General features: G+C 65.9%; 18 protein-coding genes. 12 read left to right on the top strand and 6 right to left on the bottom strand.

Going from position 1 to position 17,063, the window contains the following annotated elements; translation table 11 throughout:
* Positions 1 to 43 precede the first annotated feature (43 nt).
* Genes cysT through MOE34_RS17330 form a run of 3 tightly spaced genes read left to right on the top strand, consistent with a single transcriptional unit; the run spans position 44 to position 2,783 of the window.
* A complete protein-coding gene (gene cysT / locus MOE34_RS17340) occupies positions 44 to 865 on the top strand; it encodes a sulfate ABC transporter permease subunit CysT (protein ID WP_242224118.1) in 822 nt (273 codons plus the stop codon).
* A 2-nt stretch (positions 866 to 867) separates the two neighbouring features.
* On the top strand, positions 868 to 1,764 hold the full coding sequence (cysW, locus tag MOE34_RS17335) for a sulfate ABC transporter permease subunit CysW (protein ID WP_242218757.1): 897 nt from the start codon (positions 868 to 870) through the stop codon (positions 1,762 to 1,764).
* The gene (locus tag MOE34_RS17330; protein ID WP_242218756.1) at positions 1,761 to 2,783 is read left to right on the top strand and encodes a sulfate/molybdate ABC transporter ATP-binding protein; all 1,023 of its coding nucleotides are present in this window, start codon (positions 1,761 to 1,763) and stop codon (positions 2,781 to 2,783) included. The genes cysW and MOE34_RS17330 overlap by 4 nt, the downstream gene beginning before the upstream one ends.
* A 4-nt stretch (positions 2,784 to 2,787) precedes the next feature.
* On the opposite strand, the gene tlpA is transcribed toward MOE34_RS17330, so the two are convergent.
* Positions 2,788 to 3,462, bottom strand: a complete 675-nt coding sequence (gene tlpA, locus MOE34_RS17325) for a thiol:disulfide interchange protein TlpA (protein ID WP_242218755.1) — start codon at positions 3,460 to 3,462, stop codon at positions 2,788 to 2,790.
* A gap of 35 nt (positions 3,463 to 3,497) precedes the next feature.
* On the opposite strand from tlpA, the gene argH reads away from it, so the two are divergent.
* The 4 genes from argH to MOE34_RS17305 all read left to right on the top strand — a co-directional run bounded on the left by argH (position 3,498) and on the right by MOE34_RS17305 (position 9,171).
* The gene (gene argH / locus MOE34_RS17320; RefSeq protein WP_242218753.1) at positions 3,498 to 4,901 is read left to right on the top strand and encodes an argininosuccinate lyase; all 1,404 of its coding nucleotides are present in this window, start codon (positions 3,498 to 3,500) and stop codon (positions 4,899 to 4,901) included.
* 106 nt (positions 4,902 to 5,007) lie between these two features.
* A complete protein-coding gene (gene lptM, locus MOE34_RS17315) occupies positions 5,008 to 5,190 on the top strand; it encodes an LPS translocon maturation chaperone LptM (RefSeq protein WP_160787418.1) in 183 nt (60 codons plus the stop codon).
* 13 nt (positions 5,191 to 5,203) lie between these two features.
* Positions 5,204 to 6,472: a diaminopimelate decarboxylase gene (gene lysA, locus MOE34_RS17310; RefSeq protein WP_242218751.1), complete on the top strand. Its 1,269-nt coding sequence runs from the start codon at positions 5,204 to 5,206 to the stop codon at positions 6,470 to 6,472.
* A 107-nt stretch (positions 6,473 to 6,579) separates the two neighbouring features.
* Positions 6,580 to 9,171 carry a TIGR02302 family protein gene (locus MOE34_RS17305; protein WP_242218750.1) on the top strand — a complete coding sequence of 864 codons (2,592 nt, stop codon included), beginning with the start codon at positions 6,580 to 6,582 and terminating at the stop codon, positions 9,169 to 9,171.
* Positions 9,172 to 9,214: 43 nt separating this feature from the next.
* On the opposite strand, the gene MOE34_RS17300 is transcribed toward MOE34_RS17305, so the two are convergent.
* From MOE34_RS17300 to MOE34_RS17290, 3 genes are all read right to left on the bottom strand, one after another.
* Complete coding sequence (locus MOE34_RS17300; protein WP_160787415.1) at positions 9,215 to 9,574, bottom strand: response regulator; 360 nt, start codon at positions 9,572 to 9,574, stop codon at positions 9,215 to 9,217.
* 88 nt (positions 9,575 to 9,662) lie between these two features.
* The gene (gene hpt / locus MOE34_RS17295) at positions 9,663 to 10,208 is read right to left on the bottom strand and encodes a hypoxanthine phosphoribosyltransferase (RefSeq protein WP_242218748.1); all 546 of its coding nucleotides are present in this window, start codon (positions 10,206 to 10,208) and stop codon (positions 9,663 to 9,665) included.
* Positions 10,209 to 10,254: 46 nt separating this feature from the next.
* Positions 10,255 to 10,932 (bottom strand): hypothetical protein, encoded by a 678-nt coding sequence (locus tag MOE34_RS17290; RefSeq protein ID WP_242218746.1) that lies wholly within the window; start codon positions 10,930 to 10,932, stop codon positions 10,255 to 10,257.
* A 238-nt stretch (positions 10,933 to 11,170) separates the two neighbouring features.
* On the opposite strand from MOE34_RS17290, the gene ftsE reads away from it, so the two are divergent.
* The 4 genes from ftsE (at position 11,171) to MOE34_RS17270 (ending at position 14,469) form a co-directional block, all read left to right on the top strand.
* Positions 11,171 to 11,830 carry a cell division ATP-binding protein FtsE gene (gene ftsE / locus MOE34_RS17285; protein WP_160787412.1) on the top strand — a complete coding sequence of 220 codons (660 nt, stop codon included), beginning with the start codon at positions 11,171 to 11,173 and terminating at the stop codon, positions 11,828 to 11,830.
* Positions 11,823 to 12,830, top strand: a complete 1,008-nt coding sequence (locus MOE34_RS17280) for a cell division protein FtsX (protein WP_242218743.1) — start codon at positions 11,823 to 11,825, stop codon at positions 12,828 to 12,830. The genes ftsE and MOE34_RS17280 overlap by 8 nt, the downstream gene beginning before the upstream one ends.
* A gap of 70 nt (positions 12,831 to 12,900) precedes the next feature.
* On the top strand, positions 12,901 to 13,605 hold the full coding sequence (locus MOE34_RS17275) for a YdcF family protein (protein WP_242218740.1): 705 nt from the start codon (positions 12,901 to 12,903) through the stop codon (positions 13,603 to 13,605).
* Between the two features lie 75 nt (positions 13,606 to 13,680).
* Entirely contained in the window at positions 13,681 to 14,469 is a 789-nt protein-coding gene (locus tag MOE34_RS17270; protein WP_242218738.1) for a lysophospholipid acyltransferase family protein, read from the top strand.
* Here MOE34_RS17270 and MOE34_RS17265 read toward each other — a convergent pair whose 3' ends face one another.
* Positions 14,470 to 15,021, bottom strand: a complete 552-nt coding sequence (locus MOE34_RS17265) for a gamma-glutamylcyclotransferase (protein WP_242218736.1) — start codon at positions 15,019 to 15,021, stop codon at positions 14,470 to 14,472.
* 84 nt (positions 15,022 to 15,105) lie between these two features.
* On the opposite strand from MOE34_RS17265, the gene MOE34_RS17260 reads away from it, so the two are divergent.
* A complete protein-coding gene (locus MOE34_RS17260; RefSeq protein ID WP_242218734.1) occupies positions 15,106 to 16,113 on the top strand; it encodes a DUF2125 domain-containing protein in 1,008 nt (335 codons plus the stop codon).
* Here MOE34_RS17260 and MOE34_RS17255 read toward each other — a convergent pair whose 3' ends face one another.
* On the bottom strand, positions 16,114 to 17,043 hold the full coding sequence (locus MOE34_RS17255; RefSeq protein ID WP_242218732.1) for a prephenate/arogenate dehydrogenase family protein: 930 nt from the start codon (positions 17,041 to 17,043) through the stop codon (positions 16,114 to 16,116).
* Between the last annotated feature and the right edge of the window lie 20 nt (positions 17,044 to 17,063).

The raw sequence follows: 17,063 nt of genomic DNA, 5'->3' as shown, positions 1-17,063 counted from the left end.
GGCCGGCAAGAGGGCCGCGGTGGAGCAGAAGGCGGCGCGGGCCGTGAGGCGGCGCGTGCTGCCGGGCCTGCCGCTCGCGCTCGGCATAACCCTCGTCTATGTCGCCGTCATCGTGGTGCTGCCGCTGGCGGCGCTCATCTTCAAGGCGGCGAGCCTGGGGCCGGCCGATTACTGGCGCATCGTCTCATCCGACCGCGCCTTCGCCAGCTACCGGGTGACGGTGCTCTGCGCGCTGGCGGCCACCGTCTTCAATCTTCTCTTCGGCATGGCGCTCGCTTGGGTGCTGGTGCGCTACCGCTTCCCCGGCCGCCGGCTGGTCGATGCGCTGGTGGACCTGCCCTTCGCGCTGCCGACCGCCGTCGCGGGCATCGCGCTCACCACGCTGTTCGCCACGAACGGCTGGTTCGGCGGCCCGCTTTCCCATCTCGGCATCAAGGTCGCCTATACGCCGCTCGGCATCATCGTCGCCATGAGCTTCACCAGCCTGCCCTTCATCGTGCGAACGGTGCAGCCGGTGCTGGAGGAACTCGATCCCGCTCTCGAGGAGGCAGGGCAGACGCTCGGCGCCAGCGATCTCTCGATCTTCACCGGCGTCATCCTGCCGCTCCTGACGCCCGCGATCCTCGCCGGCGTATCGCTCTCCTTCGCGCGCAGCCTCGGTGAGTTCGGCGCGATCATCTTCATTGCCGGCAACCAGCCGTTCTCGACGGAGATCACGGCGCTGCTCGCCTTCATCCGGCTGGAGGAATACGATTATCCCGCCTCGGCGGCGATCGCCTCCGTCATGCTGCTGACGGCCTTCGTCATGCTGGCGATCACCAATCTCATGCAGGCCCGCGCCCTGCGCTACACGGCGAGGGGCTGACCATGGCGCATCATGGAAAAGGCAAGCCGCCGCGCGTCGGCGACAATCCGCTCTTCCGCCGCTCGCTGCTCGCCATCGTGCTGCTGCTCGTCGGGCTGATGATCGTCGCGCCGCTTGCCATCATCGCCGTCGAGGCCTTTTCGCGCGGCATCGCCTATTTCGGAGCGTCCATCGCCGATCCCGATACGCGCCACGCCATCCTGCTGACGGTGATCACGGCGCTCATCGCCGTGCCGATCAACACCGCCTTCGGCGTTGCGGCGGCCTGGGCGATCACCAAACACGATTTTCCGGGCAAGCGGCTGCTCACCGTCATCATCGAGTTGCCCTTCTCCGTCTCGCCCATCGTCGCGGGCGTTTCCTATCTCTTCGTCTTCGGCCTGCAGGGGCTGTTCGGACCCGCCCTCGAGGCGGCCGGGATCAAGATTCTCTTCGCCCTGCCGGGCATCGTGCTCGCCAGCATGTTCGTGACCGCGCCCTTCGTCGCGCGTGAACTGATCCCGCTGATGCAGGCGCAGGGCCGCGACCTGGAAGAGGCGGCGACCTCGCTCGGGGCGAGCGGCTGGCGCACCTTCTTCTCGGTCACGCTGCCGAACATCAAATGGGCGCTGCTCTACGGCGTCGTGCTGTGCAATTCGCGCGTGATGGGCGAGTTCGGCGCGGTTTCGGTCGTTTCCGGCAATATTCGCGGCCAGACGAATACGCTGCCGCTCCATATCGAGCTGCTCTATCACGATTACAACGCGGCCGGCTCCTTTGCCGCCGCATCCATTCTCGCGGGTCTCGCCATCGTCACGCTCGTCGCCAAAGTGGCGCTGGAGCGGCGGGGCGCGGGGCGCGTGCAGCGCCCGACCGCCCTTGCGGGGGCCGACAGCATCACTTCGGAGGTCAAGCCGTGAAGATCCGTCTTACCAATGTGGTCAAGGAGTTCGAGACCTTCCGCGCCGTGCACGGCGTCTCGCTCGATATCGAGAGCGGGGAACTGGTCGCGCTGCTCGGCCCGTCCGGCTCCGGAAAGACGACGATCCTGCGCATGGTCGCCGGCCTCGAATATGCCGATGCCGGTGCGATCTATTTCGGCGAGGAGAACGCGACCGACATTCCCGTGCGCGAGCGCGGCGTCGGCTTCGTCTTCCAGCACTACGCGCTCTTCCCGCATATGACGGTGGGCGAGAACATCGCCTTCGGCATGAAGGTCTCCCGGATCAAGCGCACCCCGCAGGCGATTGCCGAGCGGGTCGAGGAACTGCTCGACCTCGTGCAGCTCGGCGGCCTCAAGGATCGCTTCCCCGGCCAGATTTCCGGCGGTCAGCGCCAGCGTGTGGCGCTCGCCCGGGCGCTTGCCGTCGATCCGCGCGTGCTGCTGCTCGACGAGCCGTTCGGCGCGCTCGACGCCAATGTGCGGCGCGACCTGCGCCGCTGGTTGCGCAAGATTCACGACGAGCTCGGCATTACCACGCTTTTCGTCACGCATGACCAGGAAGAGGCGCTGGACCTTGCCGACCGCGTCGTCATCCTCAATAAGGGCCGGATCGTGCAGGAGGGTACGCCCGAAGCCGTGTGCCGCAACCCGGCCGATGCCTTCGTGATGAACTTTCTGGGCGACGCCAACCGGCTCGATGCGGATATCCGCGGCGGCAGGGCCTATGTCGACGACGTCGCCTTCGAGGCCGATGGCGTCGCCGATGGCGGCGGGCAGATCCTCTTCCGCCCGGCGGATGTCACCTGGCGTGAGGACGGGCAGGGCATCGCGGCGAAGATCGTGCGCGTCATCGACCGGCCGGATTCGCGCCGCGTGCTGGCGCTGACCGGCAGCGGCCAGCCGGTGGAGTTCGACACCGCGCCGGAATTCCCGCATACCAAGGGTGAGGCGGGTTTCATCGATATCCGCCGGCCGCGTGTCTACGCGGCGGCATGATTCCTCAGATCTTCGGCGCCGCCAGCGCGGCGTTGATCAGCGCCTTGGCGTCCTCGCTGTCCCAGGCGGCGGGGCCGTTCATGGCGGAGATCAGGCAACCCTTCTCGTCCATCAGCAGCGTGACGGGCAGGCCGAAGGCGAGGCCCTCCTTCTTCAACGTGTTGAAGACGCCCATCGAGGCGTCGCGGTAGAAGGCGAGGTCGTGTACGCCGGTCTCGTCGAGGAAGGCCTTCGGCTTCTCGTCGTCGCCGGTGTCGATGTTGATCGCAACCACCTCGAACCTGTCGCTGCCGAGGGTCTTCTGGAGCGCGTTGAGCGCAGGCATCTCCTCGCGGCAGGGCACGCACCAGGTCGCCCAGAGATTGACCAGCAGCGTCTTGCCCGAGAAGTCGGCGATGGTCCGCGCCTTGCCGTCCGGCCCGTTGAAGGCAAGGTCGGGGAGGGGGCGGTGTTCGTCGACGGTGCGCATGGCGGCGACCTCACCCTTGGAGAAGGGCGTGATCGCGGCGGCCCTTTCGGCGGCAAGCGCGCAGGCGGCGGGATCGGCGGAGGCGACGGCGCCATTGCCAGACAGGCTTTCCTTCACGTATATCGCAGCACCACCGGCGAGAAGTCCGGCAAGCCCGGCGATGGCGATGAGCTTTCCTGCGGGCAGGCCGAGTTTCTTCTTCACTGACATTTCATTCTCCAGGACTCTTTTCCAGGCAGGCACCCATGGCAGACGGCACTTCCGAGACGAAATCCTCGAACCAGATGTGGGGCGGCCGCTTCGCCTCGGGACCGGATGCGATCATGGAGGAGATAAATGCCTCCATCGGCTTCGACAAGAAGCTTTACGCCCAGGACATCCGCGGCTCAAAGGCGCATGCGGAAATGCTTGCCCATCAGGGCATCATTTCCGCCGACGATAAGGAAAAGATCGTTCACGGTCTCGACACGATCCTGTCAGAGATCGAAGCCGGCACGTTCGAGTTTTCCCGCAAGCTGGAAGACATTCACATGAATGTCGAGGCGCGGCTGGCGACGTTGATCGGCCCCGCCGCCGGACGCCTGCACACCGCCCGCTCGCGCAACGACCAGGTGGCGCTCGACTTCCGCCTCTGGGTCAAGGAAGAGCTCGAGAAGACCGAGAAGATGCTGACGGCGTTGATATCCGCCTTCCTCGACCGCGCGGAAGAGCATGCCGAGACCGTCATGCCCGGCTTCACCCACCTCCAGACGGCCCAGCCGGTGACCTTCGGCCACCATTGCATGGCCTATGTGGAAATGTTCGGCCGCGACCGCCAGCGCGTGCGCCACGCCATCGAACATCTCGACGAAAGCCCGATCGGTGCGGCCGCGCTCGCTGGCACCGGCTACAACATCGACCGGCACATGACGGCGAAGGCCCTCGGCTTCCGCGAGCCGACCCGCAACTCCATCGACACGGTCTCGGACCGTGACTTCGCGCTGGAGTTCCTCTCCATCGCCGCCATCGCCTCCGTTCACCTCTCGCGCCTTGCGGAAGAGATCGTCATCTGGTCGACGCCGCAGTTCGGTTTCATCCGCCTGTCGGATGCGTTTTCGACCGGCTCGTCCATCATGCCGCAGAAGAAGAATCCCGATGCCGCCGAACTGGTGCGGGCCAAGACCGGCCGCATCAACGGCTCGCTGATCGCGCTGCTGACGGTCATGAAGGGCCTGCCGCTCGCCTATTCCAAGGACATGCAGGAAGACAAGGAACAGGTCTTCGACGCGGCCGAGAGCCTGGAGTTGGCCATCGCCGCGATGACCGGCATGGTGCGCGACATGACGATCCGCGTGGATCGGATGAAGGCGGCGGCGGGTTCGGGCTATTCCACTGCGACGGACCTTGCCGACTGGCTGGTGCGCGAGGCAGGCCTGCCGTTCCGCGACGCCCACCATGTCACCGGCCGCGCCGTGGCGCTTGCCGAAAGCAAGGGCTGCGACCTTGCGGAACTGTCGCTGGAAGAGCTGCAGGCGATCCATGCCGCGATCACCGCCGATATCTTTAACGTGCTGACGGTGGAAGCCTCCGTCGCCAGCCGCAGGAGCTATGGCGGCACCGCGCCGTCGGAGGTCCGCCGGCAGATCGCCTGGTGGCGTCAGCGGAACTGACCGCGACGCTTTCAGGCCCCACCATAGAGATTAAGGGTGCACAAGGGCGGGCGAATTCGCTAAGGATGGTGCCACCCCCGACACCGGCATTTCCAGGGAACGCTTCATGACACGCATCGATACCGGCAGGCTGGCTCTCGTGCTCTGCCTTTCCGCAGCGGTTCTGACTGCCTGCGGACGCAAGGGCGATCTTGAGCGACCGGGCCCCCAGCCGGTCTACAAGACCATCAACGGCAAGAAGGTCGAGCAGATCGAAGAAAAGCGCTTCATCCTCGACCCGCTTCTCTAACGGACGGTAACCCGTGAACCATTTCGAGCATCGCGACGGCATTCTTCATGCGGAGGACGTGCCGGTTCCGGAAATCGCCAAGGCGGTCGGCACGCCCTTCTATGTCTATTCGACGGCCACGCTGGAACGCCACTACAAGGTGTTCTCCAAGGCCTTCGAGGGCGTCGATGCGCTGGTCTGCTACGCCATGAAGGCGAATTCCAACCAAGCGGTGCTGAAGACGCTCGCCCGGCTCGGCGCGGGCATCGACGTGGTCTCCGAAGGGGAGCTGCGCCGGGCGCTGGCCGCCGGCGTTCCCGCCTCGCGCATCATGTTCTCCGGCGTCGGCAAGACGCCGCGGGAGATGGACCTTGCGCTGGAAGCCGGCATCTACTGCTTCAACGTGGAATCCGAGCCGGAACTCGAGGTTCTGAACGCCCGGGCGGTGAAGGCCGGCAAGGTCGCCCACGTCTCCTTCCGCATCAATCCCGACGTCGACGCCCGCACCCATGCGAAGATCTCGACGGGCAAGAAGGAAAACAAGTTCGGCATTTCCTGGGAGCGCGCACGCGCCGTCTATGCCCGCGCCGCGAGCCTGCCGGGCATCCAGGTCACCGGTATCGACATGCATATCGGCAGCCAGATCACCGAGCTGCAGCCCTTCGACGATGCCTTCCGGCTCTTGCGCGAACTCGTCGAGACGCTGCGCGCCGACGGCCACACCATCGATCACGTCGATGTCGGCGGGGGCCTCGGCATTCCCTACAAGACGGACAATACACCGCCGCCGCTGCCGGACGCCTATGCCGAGATCGTCAAGAACCAGCTCAAGGGCCTGAACTGCAAGATCGTCACCGAGCCGGGCCGGCTGATCGTCGGCAATGCCGGCATCCTCGTCACCGAAGTCCTCTATGTGAAGGACGGCGGCGAGAAGACCTTCGTCATCGTCGATGCCGCGATGAACGATCTCATCCGCCCGACGCTCTATGAGGCCTGGCACGAAATCCAGCCGGTCGTCATCTCGGCGGCCAACGCCCCGCGCATCCGCGCCGACGTCGTCGGTCCGGTCTGCGAGACCGGCGATTACCTTGCGCAGGATCGCGAGATGGCGCAGCCCAGGCCCGGCGACCTCATCGCCGTCGGCTCCGCCGGAGCCTATGGCGCGGTGCAGGCCGGCACCTACAACAGCCGCCTCCTTGTGCCCGAAGTGCTCGTCAACGGCGATGCTTTCCACGTCATCCGCCCGCGGCTGTCCTACGACGACCTGATCAGTCTCGACTCCCTTCCCGACTGGCTGGCCTGAGGGAAACCACTTGTGGGCGCGCATTCACGTTTTTGCGCGCGCCCTCGTCTTCGCCACAAAGAATGGTATTCTCTGGCGGTAACGACCAGCGCGGAGAATCGTGAACGATGGTGAGTGAAGGGCAAGGCAGGACGGGGGCGACCGGCAATCCGCTGACGCGCCGGCTTGCGGGAAAGCGCCTCGCCGCCCGCGCCATCCTCTATGCGGAAGCGCTCATCCCGCTTCTGCTGCCGGTCCTGCTGCTTGCCGCCGGCTTTCTGGCGCTCGTCTGGTTCGGCTATTTCCGCCATGCGCCCTTCTGGCTGCATGTGGCGACGCTTCTTGCCGCCGCGCTCGGCCTCATTGCCCTTCTCCTGCGCCTGCGCGGTATCGCGCGGCCCTCCATTGACGACGCCGACCGTATGCTGGAGGCGCGCAACGCGCTCGCCCATCAGGCGATCCGCGTGCAGGATGACCGGCCGGCGGGGGCTGACGCCTTTGCCGAGGCGCTGTGGCGCGAACATCAGGCCCGCATGGCGCGGATGATCGGCGCCCTGCGCACCGGCACGCCCGAGCCGGATATCGCCCGGCACGACCGCCATGGCCTGCGCGCCGTGCCGGTGCTTCTGGCGGTCATCGCCTTTGCCTTTTCCTATTCCAACCATGGCGGCCTGCTTGCCGATGTCGTCTCCTTCCGCGCGCCCGCAGAGGCAGCGCCCGATGTGCGCATCGACGCCTGGGTGACCCCTCCGGCGCATACGTCGAAAGCCCCCGTTTTCCTGACCGGCAACGGGCAGGGTCAGCCGGCGGAGGTTGCCCGGGAGGAAATCCGCGTTCCCCAGTTCAGCGAACTGACGGTGCGCGTGACCGGCGGCAGCGGCGACGAGCAGGTGAGCTATCAGGTGGCGGGCGAGGATACTGTGACCGCCATCCGCCCCGGCGCGGAAAAGCCGAAGGACGGCAAGGCCGGCGCGAAGGTGGCGGCCGACGGCGTTCGGACCATGCAATACAAGATCCTGAAGGACGGCACGCTGACGGTCGACGGCCGGACATGGGCCTTCTCCGTCATTCCTGAACGCGTTCCGGAAATCGCCTTCGACGGCGTTCCGAAGGCGACGGTGACCGGGGCGCTGGAAATCGGCTTCATCGCGAAGGACGATTACGGGCTGCAGGAGGCGCATGCGGAAATCGTGCCGGTCGATCAGCCAAAGGATGCCCGGCCGCTCTATCCGTTGCCCGAATACCGGCTCGACTTGCCGCGCCGCGCCGCGCGCGAGGCCAAGGGCACGACGAGCCGCAACCTTTCCGAACACCCGCTTTCCGGCAAGCGCGTGAAGATCACGCTGGTCGCCAGGGATGCCGCCGGGCAGGAAGGGCGCAGCCAGCCGGTGGAGATGGTGTTACCGGCGAAGACGTTCTTCGAACCGCTCGCCGCTGCCGTCGCCGAGGAGCGGCAGGTCTTCGCGCTCGACGCCAACCAGCTTCCCCAGGCCATCGTGCTCAACGAGGCGCTGACGATCCGGCCGGAAGAGACGATCCCCAACCTGACGCATTACCTGCTGCTGCAATCGGCCAATGCCCGCATGCGGCTCGCCCGCACGGACGACGAGATGCGCGAGACGGCGGATTATCTCTGGGAGATTGCGCTCGGCATCGAGGACGGCAATCTCTCGCTCGCCGACCGGCGGTTGCGCGAGGCGCAGAAGGCACTTTCCGAGGCGCTCGTGCGCAATGCCTCCGACGAGGAGGTGGCCAAGCTCATGAAGGAGCTGCGCGAGGCGATGCAGGCCTATATGGAAGAGCTTGCCCGACAGGCCGCCAAGAACGGCCAGCAGCAGAGCGCCCAGCAACAGGGCCGTGTTCTGCGCCAGCAGGATTTGCAGCGCATGATGGACCAGATCGAGAATCTGGCGCGCTCGGGTGCGCGAGATCAGGCGCAGCAGATGCTTTCCGACTTGCAGCGCATGATGAACAACCTGCAGGCCGGCCGGCCGCAGCAGGGGCAGGGCCAGCAGAACGACGCCATGCGCGAGCAGATGGACAAGCTCGGAGCGCTCGTGCAGCAGCAGCAGCAGTTGATGGAGCAGACGTTCCAGCTCGATCAGGCGCTACGCGACCGTCAGGAGAGCGGCGATCCCATGCCGGGCGAGGACGGTGAACAGGCCGAGCGGCAGCCGGGCGACAATGGCGGCGACCGGCAGCCGACGGACCAGATGACGGCCGAGCAGCTCCGCGACGCGCTGAAGAAGCTTCAGGCCCAGCAGGATGCGCTCGGCAAGCAGCTCGGCGAGCTGAACGGGGCGCTGAAGGGCATGGGGCTCGATCCCGGCGAAGGCTTCGGCAAGGCGGGGCGCGAGATGAAGGGCGCTTCGCAGGCGCTGGGCGAAGGTGAGGGCGAATCGGCCGTCGGCAGCCAGGGACGCGCGCTGGAAGCGCTGCGTCAGGGCGCGCAGAGCATGATGAACCAGATGCAGGCCATGGGTCAGGGGCCGGGGCAGGGCATGCCGCAGGCCGGCCGCGAGGGGCGCGATCCGCTCGGCCGCGAGACCCGGGCCGGCAGGAACCAGGGACCCGATACCGGCGGGCCGGAGGCCATTCCGGAAGAGTTCGACATCCAGCGGGCGCGCGACATTCTGGAGGAGATTCGCCGCAAGCTCGGCGCGGGCGCCACGCCCGGCCTCGAACGGGAATATCTCGAGCGGCTGCTCGGGATTCGATAGGGTCGCTTACAGCGAAAATGCGCGTCGGGGATGCCCCGGCGTATCAGGCGGCCAGCGCCTGCGCCACGGCGCGGCGGATATCCGGCAGGCTGAAGGGCTTGCTGACGACGTCGACGATCTTGGAGGCAAGGTCGTCGGCGCGCTCGCGCTGCTCGGCATAGCCCGTCATCAGCAGGATCTTCAGCGCCGGATGGGCGGCGGCGGCCTTGTGGGCAAGCTCGATGCCGTCCATCACGGGCATGCGGATATCGGAGAGCAGGAGATCGAACCCGCCTTCCGTCAGGGCGTCCAGCCCGGCCGCGCCATCGGGGGCCTCGACGGTTTCATGGCCGTCCAGCCGCAAGGCGCGCGCGACGAAGATACGCAGCGAATCCTCGTCTTCGGTGATCAGGATCTTCGCCATGGCTTCCCCTTCCGGTTCGTCTGGCCCTGAAAAGACCAGACTTTCCTTGTCGATCGGTAAACGGCCGATAGGGGATTTTGGAACCCGGTTACTCCGCGTCACCCGTCACGACGCCGACGAAGGGCAATTCGCGGAAGGCATAGGCGACGTCCATGCCATAGCCGACGACGAAATGGTCGGGGCATTCGAAGCCGACATAATCGGCCTCCAGATCGGTCTTGCGCTTCTCGCGCTTGTCGAGCAGCACGGCGATGGTGACGTTGCGCGCACCGCGCTCGTACATCAGTTCCTTGGCATAGCTGAGCGTGCGGCCGGATTCGAGGATGTCGTCGATGAGGAGGATATCGCGGCCGTGGACGTCGCTGTCGATATCCTTGATGACCTTCACGCCCTGCGAGACCGTGCCGGTGCCGTAGCTCGAAAGGGTGATGAATTCGACTTCCGGCGCAAGGCCGGCGGCGTGCAGCGCGCGGGTCAGGTCGGCGGCGAAGATGAAGGAGCCCTTGAGGACGGCGATGACGAGGAGATCGTTCGTCGGGCCGGCGGCGATCTGGCTTGCAAGCTCTTCGTTGCGCTTGGCGATCTGCCCGGCATCGTAAAGCGTTTCGATCTTCTTTCCGCGGACAATCTGCATCGCGAGGCGGCTCCTTGGATGGCGCTAAAGCAGCCGATTAGCACAGTCAGTCCGTCGGTGCACCCTCGCCGGCAAAGGAAACCGAGACTTTCGGCACTTTTCCGCCGCTGTGCGGAATGCGCAGCGAGAAATGCTCGCTGCCGCCGGGCGGGATTGTCGCGGCATCGAGCGCCATCTGGCGCTGAAGCGTCCTGCCCGCGCCCTCGACCCGGATTTCGAGCGGTGGAAGAAGCTGCTCCCCGCCGCTGACATTGTCGATGCGGCCGTAGACGGACAGCACCTTCATGCCGTTCCGATCATCGATCGTGGTGCTGATATCCGCGACCTCAAGGGGAGCGTCCGGCTCCGCCGCCGGAAGCGCGGCCTTCAGCGCCGAAAGCCCGCCCATATAGGCGAAAACGAAGAGGAAGGCGGCGGTGACGAGGCCGGCGAAGGCGCGGCGCGGCAGAAGCTGCAGGCCCGCCTCGAAAAGGCGGGCGCAGACGGCGAGCAGCCGGAACAGCACATGCTCGGAAAGCGGACGCGCCTGCTGTGCGGTGCGGGTCGGGCGGCGGTTGTCGTTGGAGGTGCGGGCGGCGCCGCCGCGAATCACCACGAAATCGGCATCGACCACTTCGAGGCGGGCCGGATGGGCGCGGGCGTGCTTTTGCGCGGGGGCCTTCGGCTCCGGCGGGAGCAGATCGACCCGGCCCTTTGCCTGCTGTCTCGCTCTGAAGGCGTTCATCGCCACCTCCTTTTCGCCCGCTCTCGCAAATCAGGGGCGAAAAGTCGGGCATTGAATGAAATCCTTACGAAACGTAAACCATACTGGTTAATGCTTCGGAAACCTGACCGTGAAAGAGCCGCTTTCCTGTGCGAGCGATGTCGCAGGGGTGCTTTTTTACGCGGTTCCGTGCGCAAAACCGTTTCGCACTTTTGCCGGAACTGCTCTAGGGTAACGACGTCCAGAACCGGGTTGGCCATTGATTCACTTCGAGAATGTCGGATTGCGCTACGGGATGGGGCCGGAGATTCTCCGCGACCTCACCTTCGATATTCCGCGCCGTTCCTTCCAGTTCCTCACGGGGCCGTCCGGCGCCGGCAAGACGACGCTGCTGCGCCTCCTGTTCCTGTCGCTTCAGCCGACGCGCGGCATCATCCGCACCTTCGATCGGGAAATCTCGACCATCCCGCGCGACGAGCTGCCCATGCTGCGCCGGCGCATCGGCATCGTCTTCCAGGATTTCCGCCTGCTCGATCACCTGACGACCTATGAGAACGTCGCCCTGCCGCTCCGCGTGCGCGGCAAGGAGGAATCGAGCTACCGCGCCGATGTGCTGGAGCTTTTGAAATGGGTCGGTCTCGGCGAGCGGATCAACGTGCTGCCGCCGGTGCTGTCCGGCGGGGAGAAGCAGCGCGCGGCGATTGCGCGCGCCCTCATCGACCGGCCGGAAATGCTGCTGGCGGACGAGCCGACCGGCAACGTCGATCCGCCGATGGCGCGGCGGCTGCTCAGCCTCTTCCTCGAACTCAACCGGCTCGGCACCGCCGTGGTGATCGCCACGCACGACCTGTCGCTGATGGACCAGGTGGAGGCGCGGCGCATGATCCTCTCGCAGGGGCGGCTCGACATCTATGACTGACGCGCCCCGCGAGACCGCAGAACCCCAAGGCGCGGCCCGCCGGCCGGAAATGCGCGTGCGGCCCACCGCGCCTATCGTGCCGCAGGCCAATGTCTCCGGCAACGCGCTGATGCTCGTCATTGCCATCATGGCCTTCCTCGCCTGCCTCACCTTCGGCGCGGTCAGCATGGTGCGGGCGACGGCGGCAAGCTGGCAGAGCCAGATTTCCCGCGAGATCACCATCCAGATCAAGCCGGACGACAATCTCGACATGGAACAGGCGCTGAAGAATGCGCGCGATCTCGCGCTCACCTTCGCCGGCACCCGTGACGGCACGATCGTCGACAAGGCCGCGACGGCGCGCCTGCTGGAACCCTGGCTCGGCGAGGGGCTGGATATCGACGAGCTGCCGGTGCCGCGTCTCGTCATCGTCACCATCGACGAGCAGAGTCCGCCGGATTTCGTCGGCATGCGCGCGGCGCTCGCCGAGAAGATCCCGACGGCCTTCCTCGATGACCATCGCACCTGGGTCGACCGGCTCGTCGCCATGGCGCGCACCACGGCGCTCATCGGCACCGGCGTTCTGGTGCTGGTCTTCTCGGCCATGGTGCTGACGGTCATTTTTGCGACGCGGGGCGCGCTTTCGGGCAACCGGCATATCGTCGAGGTGCTGCATTTCGTCGGGGCGGAGGCAAGTTTCGTCGCCTCCGAGTTCCAGAAGCACTTCCTCAAGATCAGCCTCAAGGGTTCCGTCGCCGGAGGACTTCTGGCGACATTGTTCTTCGCTGTCGCCGGATTCTGGCAGGGCCGCTCCATCGCGACGCCACAGAGCGATCAGGCGACGGCCCTTTTCGGCACCTTCTCCATGGGGCTGACGGGTTATCTCGGCATTGCCGCGACCATTCTGGTCATCGCGGTCCTGACGACGCTGACGGCCCGCTTCACGGTGATGCGCACGATCCACGAGATCGACCTCATCCGCTCCGATCCGTCGCGCACCGACCAACTGCCGGACTCGTGATGCGGGGCGGGCGGATCATCGCCGCGAAACGGACTATCCGTTGCCGCAATCGGGTTCTATGGACAGAATCATGAGCGCGCTGGAACGGGAAAAGCCGAAGCTGCCCGAGGGCGCCCGGCAGGAGGGGATAAGGCGGGGCCGCAAAGGTCCCGTGCGCATTCTTGTGCGCGTGGTGCTGGCGCTGATCCTGCTGGCCGGCGCTGCGGGCACCGCTGGGTTCCTGCATTTTGCGGAGACCGTTGCCGCGCTGGAGACGCCGCGCGCACCGAAGGCCGATGCGATCGTCGTGCTCACCGGCGGCTACCAGCGCATTGATCGCGCCATCGACCTCCTGAAGAACGGCGCGGGCGAGCGGCTGCTGATCTCCGGCGCCAACCCGGCGACCAGCGGCAATCTCCTGCGCAAGCTCACGCAAAGCTCCTCGGCGCTCTTCGAATGCTGCGTCGACATGGGCTATGAGGCGGTCGATACGATCGGCAACGCGAATGAAGCGGCGCGCTGGATCAGCGACCACCAGTACCGCCGGGTTCTCGTCGTCACCAACAATTATCACATGCCGCGCAGCCTGCTGGAACTGAAGGTCAGCGATCCGCAGACGGAGTTCATCGCCTATCCTGTCGTCAATTCCGACCTGAAGAACGGCAACTGGCTGCGCGAACCGGGTGTCATGAAGGCGATGCTGTCGGAATATCTCAAATATTGCCTGGCGCGGCTGCGTGCCTTCGCCGGCGCGCGGAGCTGGTCGGGGCTGCGTGGCGACATGACCGGAAGCTGAGAACGCGGCGACGGGAGTTTCCCCGCCTCCGATTATCGTGTAGGGCGAAAGACCGTTCCGCTTACAGGCTGCCCGATGATCGCTCTCCGCTCCGTGCTCTTCAATGCTCTCTTCTACCTGAACCTCATCGGGCAGATGATCGTGCTCACGCCGGTCTATTTCCTGCTGCCGCGCAAGAAGGCCTATGTCATCGCCAAGAACTGGGCGCGCAGCAACCATTGGCTCTTCGAGAAGATCGTCGGCACGACCTTCGAGATCGAGGGGCTGGAGAACATTCCCAAGGGCGGCTACATCTTTGCGCCGAAGCACCAGTCCTTCTGGGACGCCTACGCGCTGCTGCCCTGGCTCGACGATCCGCTCTATATCCTCAAGCGCGAGCTGACCTGGATTCCGCTCTTCGGCTGGTACATCAAGAAGCAGCGCATGATCCCGGTCAACCGCAATGCGCGCGGCAAGGTCATGGCCGCCGTGATGGAGCGCACGAAGGCGGAGATGGATACGGGCCGCCAGCTCATCATCTACCCGGAAGGCACGCGCCGGCCACCGGGCGCGCCACCGGAATACAAATACGGCATCGCGCGCCTCTACCGCGATCTGCAGGTTCCGGTCGTGCCGGTCGTCATGCATCCGGGCCTGTTCTGGCCGCGCCGCAAGTTCATCCGCCAGCCGGGCCATTTCAAGGTGATCATCCTGCCGGCGATCCAGCCGGGCATGGATCCCGACGCCTTCCTCGCCCATCTCGTCGAGGTCATGGAAACGGCGAGCGACCGCCTGCTCGTGGAGACGGTGGAGGCCAATCCGCATCTCGTCCTGCCGCCGACCGCCGTGCAGCGGCTGGCGGAATTGAGGGCGCGCGGAGCCTGATCAGGTTGAGGCGCGGGCGTGGAGGCTTTCCGCCGTCCGGCCGACATCCTCCAGCCAATGGTCGCGGATGCCCATTTCGCGCAGATGCGCCAGCGTGTTGCGCACGTAATCCATATTGTGACCGGACTTGCCGATGGCGGTGCTGATCGTGCCGGCTGCCTCCTCTATCGAGAGCGCGCCGGCGAACTGGTGATGGGCGCGGTCGCAGATATAGGCGAGCGTCGTCACGCGGCGGCCGTCGCCGAGCGTTGCCGGCAGGGTGCGCTCCTTGTAAACATGGGTCACAAGCTCGCGTTCGCGCAGATAATCGACCACCGCCTCCTGCTTCTCCAAAGCGACACGGAACGCGACGCCGCGGCAGGAGCCGCCGCGGTCGAGGCCGAGCACAAGGCCGGGCCTTTCCTCCGTGCCCCGGTGCACCCAGGAGCGCACGCAGAGCGACCGGCGGAAGCCGAAGAGGTGGGCCGCCTGCCGCTCCTCGAATTCGAAGCCCGGATTCCACATCAGCGATCCGTAGCCAAAGACCCAGAATTCGTTCATATCCACCGTCACTGGAAACATCTCTCTAAAAGCCGCCGCAATTGCCGGCTTTGACCCGTTTGGGGCAAATCACGCCTGCCACCATTGGAGAACACTATGGCATCGTCAAGCCGCGCCGACGCATCCGGGGTTACGCGCAAGCTGATCCTGCTTGCCATTGCCATCGTTGTCGCCGGTGTGCTCTATACGGGTGGATGGTTCTATGCCGCAAGCTGGCTGAGGGAGCGGGTGACGCAGGAGCTTGCCGCTTCCGAACAGGGCATGCATTCGGCCTCGTGCAGCAATCTTTCTGTTCGCGGTTTTCCGTTCCGCATCGGTGTCTTCTGCGATGCGCTCGGCGTCGATGACCACGAGTCCGGCTTGTCGGCCAGCTTCGGTGCGCTGCGTTCGGCCGCGCAGGTCTATCGCCCCGGCCATGCCGTCATGGAACTGGACGGACCGGCGCAGGTGCGCGTGACGCCGGATCGCGTGCTCGATGTGGATTGGGACCTTCTGCATGCCAGCGTCGTCGCCTGGACGGACGGGCTGGACCGCGCCTCCGTCGCCTATGACGGGCTGAAAGGCAGGTTCAACGCGCCGTCCGAGGGTATCTCCGTCGGCTTTTCCGCCGCGCATGGTGAAAAGCATGTCCGCCGGTCCGGCGAGGCGCTGGACGTTGCGGCCTCGCTCGATGCGCTTGCGCTCGATCTTGGCGGCAAGGCGCTGCCGGCGCTGAATGTCGCGGCCGACGTGACGATTGCGGATGCGGCAGGGTGGATTTCCACCGAAGGGCCGCCGCCCGGCCTGCCGCGTGGAACCAGCGCGGAGCTGCGCAGCCTCTCGCTCGATCTTGGCGGCGGAAACCGGATGAAGCTGTCCGGCCCCGTCAGCGTCGATGAGGAAGGTCTCGTGTCCGGCTCGCTTACGCTTGCCGTCGAGGGCGTGACGGTCTGGCGCGACCGCATTTCCGAGCAGTTTCCGGAGGCTGCCGTGACCGTGCGCCGCGTGGCCGGCATCGTCAGGGGACTTTCGGGCGGGCAGGACCGCGCAACCGTGCAGGTGAACATCCGGCGCGGCACCGTCATCCTGGGGCTGTTCCCGGTGGGCCGAATTCCGCCCCTGTGATCAGCCCTTCTTGTCGAGGACCGGGCGGCCGAAGTTCGGTGCCGCAGTATCCTGGCCGGCGTCGATGATCGAGCGGCGGATGGCGCGGGTGCGGGTGAAGAGATCGAAAAGCTTGTCGCCGTCGCCCCAGCGGATCGCGCGCTGGAGATAGGCGAGGTCTTCGGAAAAGCGCGCCAGCATCTCGAGGATCGCGTCCTTGTTGTGAAGGCAGACGTCGCGCCACATGGTCGGGTCGGAGGCGGCAAGGCGCGTGAAGTCGCGGAAACCAGAGGCCGAATATTTGATGACTTCCGATTCCGTCACCGTTTCCAGGTCGTCCGCCGTGCCGACGATGTTGTAGGCGATGATGTGCGGCAGGTGCGAGACGATGGCGAGCACCTTGTCGTGGTGCTCCGTATCCATCTCGTCCACCTTGGAGCCGAGGGCTTCCCAGAAGGCGGCGAGCTTGCGCTTGGCGTCCTTGTCGGTGCCGTGCACCGGCGTCAGGATGCACCAGCGGCCCTGGAAGAGTTCGGCAAAGCCGGCGTCCGGGCCGGAATGTTCGGTGCCCGCCAGCGGGTGGCCGGGGATGAAATGCACGTTCTTCGGCATGTGCGGCAGCATCTGCGCCACGACCGAGGCCTTGGTGGAGCCGACATCGGTGACGATGGCGCCCGCCTTCAGATGCGGGGCGATTTCCTCGGCGACCTTGCCGGAGGCGCCGACGGGCACCGAGACGATGACGAGGTCCGCCCCTTCCACCGCCTTGCCGGCGTCGTGGACGTAGTCGGTGCCGAGCTCCAGTTCGCGGGCGCGGTCGAGCGTTTCCTGGCTGCGGCTGGAAATGGTGACGGTTTTCGCCAGCCCCTTTTCCTTGACGGCGCGGGCGATGGAGGAGCCGATCAGGCCGATGCCGATCAGTGCGATCTTGTCGAAATGTCCGTCCGTCATGCCATTGCCCTCTTGCTGCC

The organism is Shinella zoogloeoides (assembly GCF_022682305.1).
Taxonomy (GTDB): domain Bacteria; phylum Pseudomonadota; class Alphaproteobacteria; order Rhizobiales; family Rhizobiaceae; genus Shinella; species Shinella zoogloeoides_B.
The sequence above is the reverse complement of the archived record's forward strand: the minus strand, read 5'-3'. Positions and strand labels throughout refer to the sequence as shown.

What these genes read in the sequence shown, in the direction of transcription:
- MOE34_RS17275 (WP_242218740.1), top strand. Translation starts at nt 12,901, where the DNA reads ATGAGCGCGCTGGAACGGGAAAAGCCGAAGCTGCCCGAGGGCGCCCGG.
- MOE34_RS17260 (WP_242218734.1), top strand. Translation starts at nt 15,106, where the DNA reads ATGGCATCGTCAAGCCGCGCCGACGCATCCGGGGTTACGCGCAAGCTG.
- argH (WP_242218753.1), top strand. Translation starts at nt 3,498, where the DNA reads ATGGCAGACGGCACTTCCGAGACGAAATCCTCGAACCAGATGTGGGGC.
- hpt (WP_242218748.1), bottom strand. Translation starts at nt 10,208, where the DNA reads ATGCAGATTGTCCGCGGAAAGAAGATCGAAACGCTTTACGATGCCGGG.
- MOE34_RS17270 (WP_242218738.1), top strand. Translation starts at nt 13,681, where the DNA reads ATGATCGCTCTCCGCTCCGTGCTCTTCAATGCTCTCTTCTACCTGAAC.
- MOE34_RS17280 (WP_242218743.1), top strand. Translation starts at nt 11,823, where the DNA reads ATGACTGACGCGCCCCGCGAGACCGCAGAACCCCAAGGCGCGGCCCGC.
- MOE34_RS17255 (WP_242218732.1), bottom strand. Translation starts at nt 17,043, where the DNA reads ATGACGGACGGACATTTCGACAAGATCGCACTGATCGGCATCGGCCTG.
- MOE34_RS17290 (WP_242218746.1), bottom strand. Translation starts at nt 10,932, where the DNA reads ATGAACGCCTTCAGAGCGAGACAGCAGGCAAAGGGCCGGGTCGATCTG.
- MOE34_RS17305 (WP_242218750.1), top strand. Translation starts at nt 6,580, where the DNA reads ATGGTGAGTGAAGGGCAAGGCAGGACGGGGGCGACCGGCAATCCGCTG.
- tlpA (WP_242218755.1), bottom strand. Translation starts at nt 3,462, where the DNA reads ATGTCAGTGAAGAAGAAACTCGGCCTGCCCGCAGGAAAGCTCATCGCC.
- lptM (WP_160787418.1), top strand. Translation starts at nt 5,008, where the DNA reads ATGACACGCATCGATACCGGCAGGCTGGCTCTCGTGCTCTGCCTTTCC.
- cysW (WP_242218757.1), top strand. Translation starts at nt 868, where the DNA reads ATGGCGCATCATGGAAAAGGCAAGCCGCCGCGCGTCGGCGACAATCCG.
- MOE34_RS17300 (WP_160787415.1), bottom strand. Translation starts at nt 9,574, where the DNA reads ATGGCGAAGATCCTGATCACCGAAGACGAGGATTCGCTGCGTATCTTC.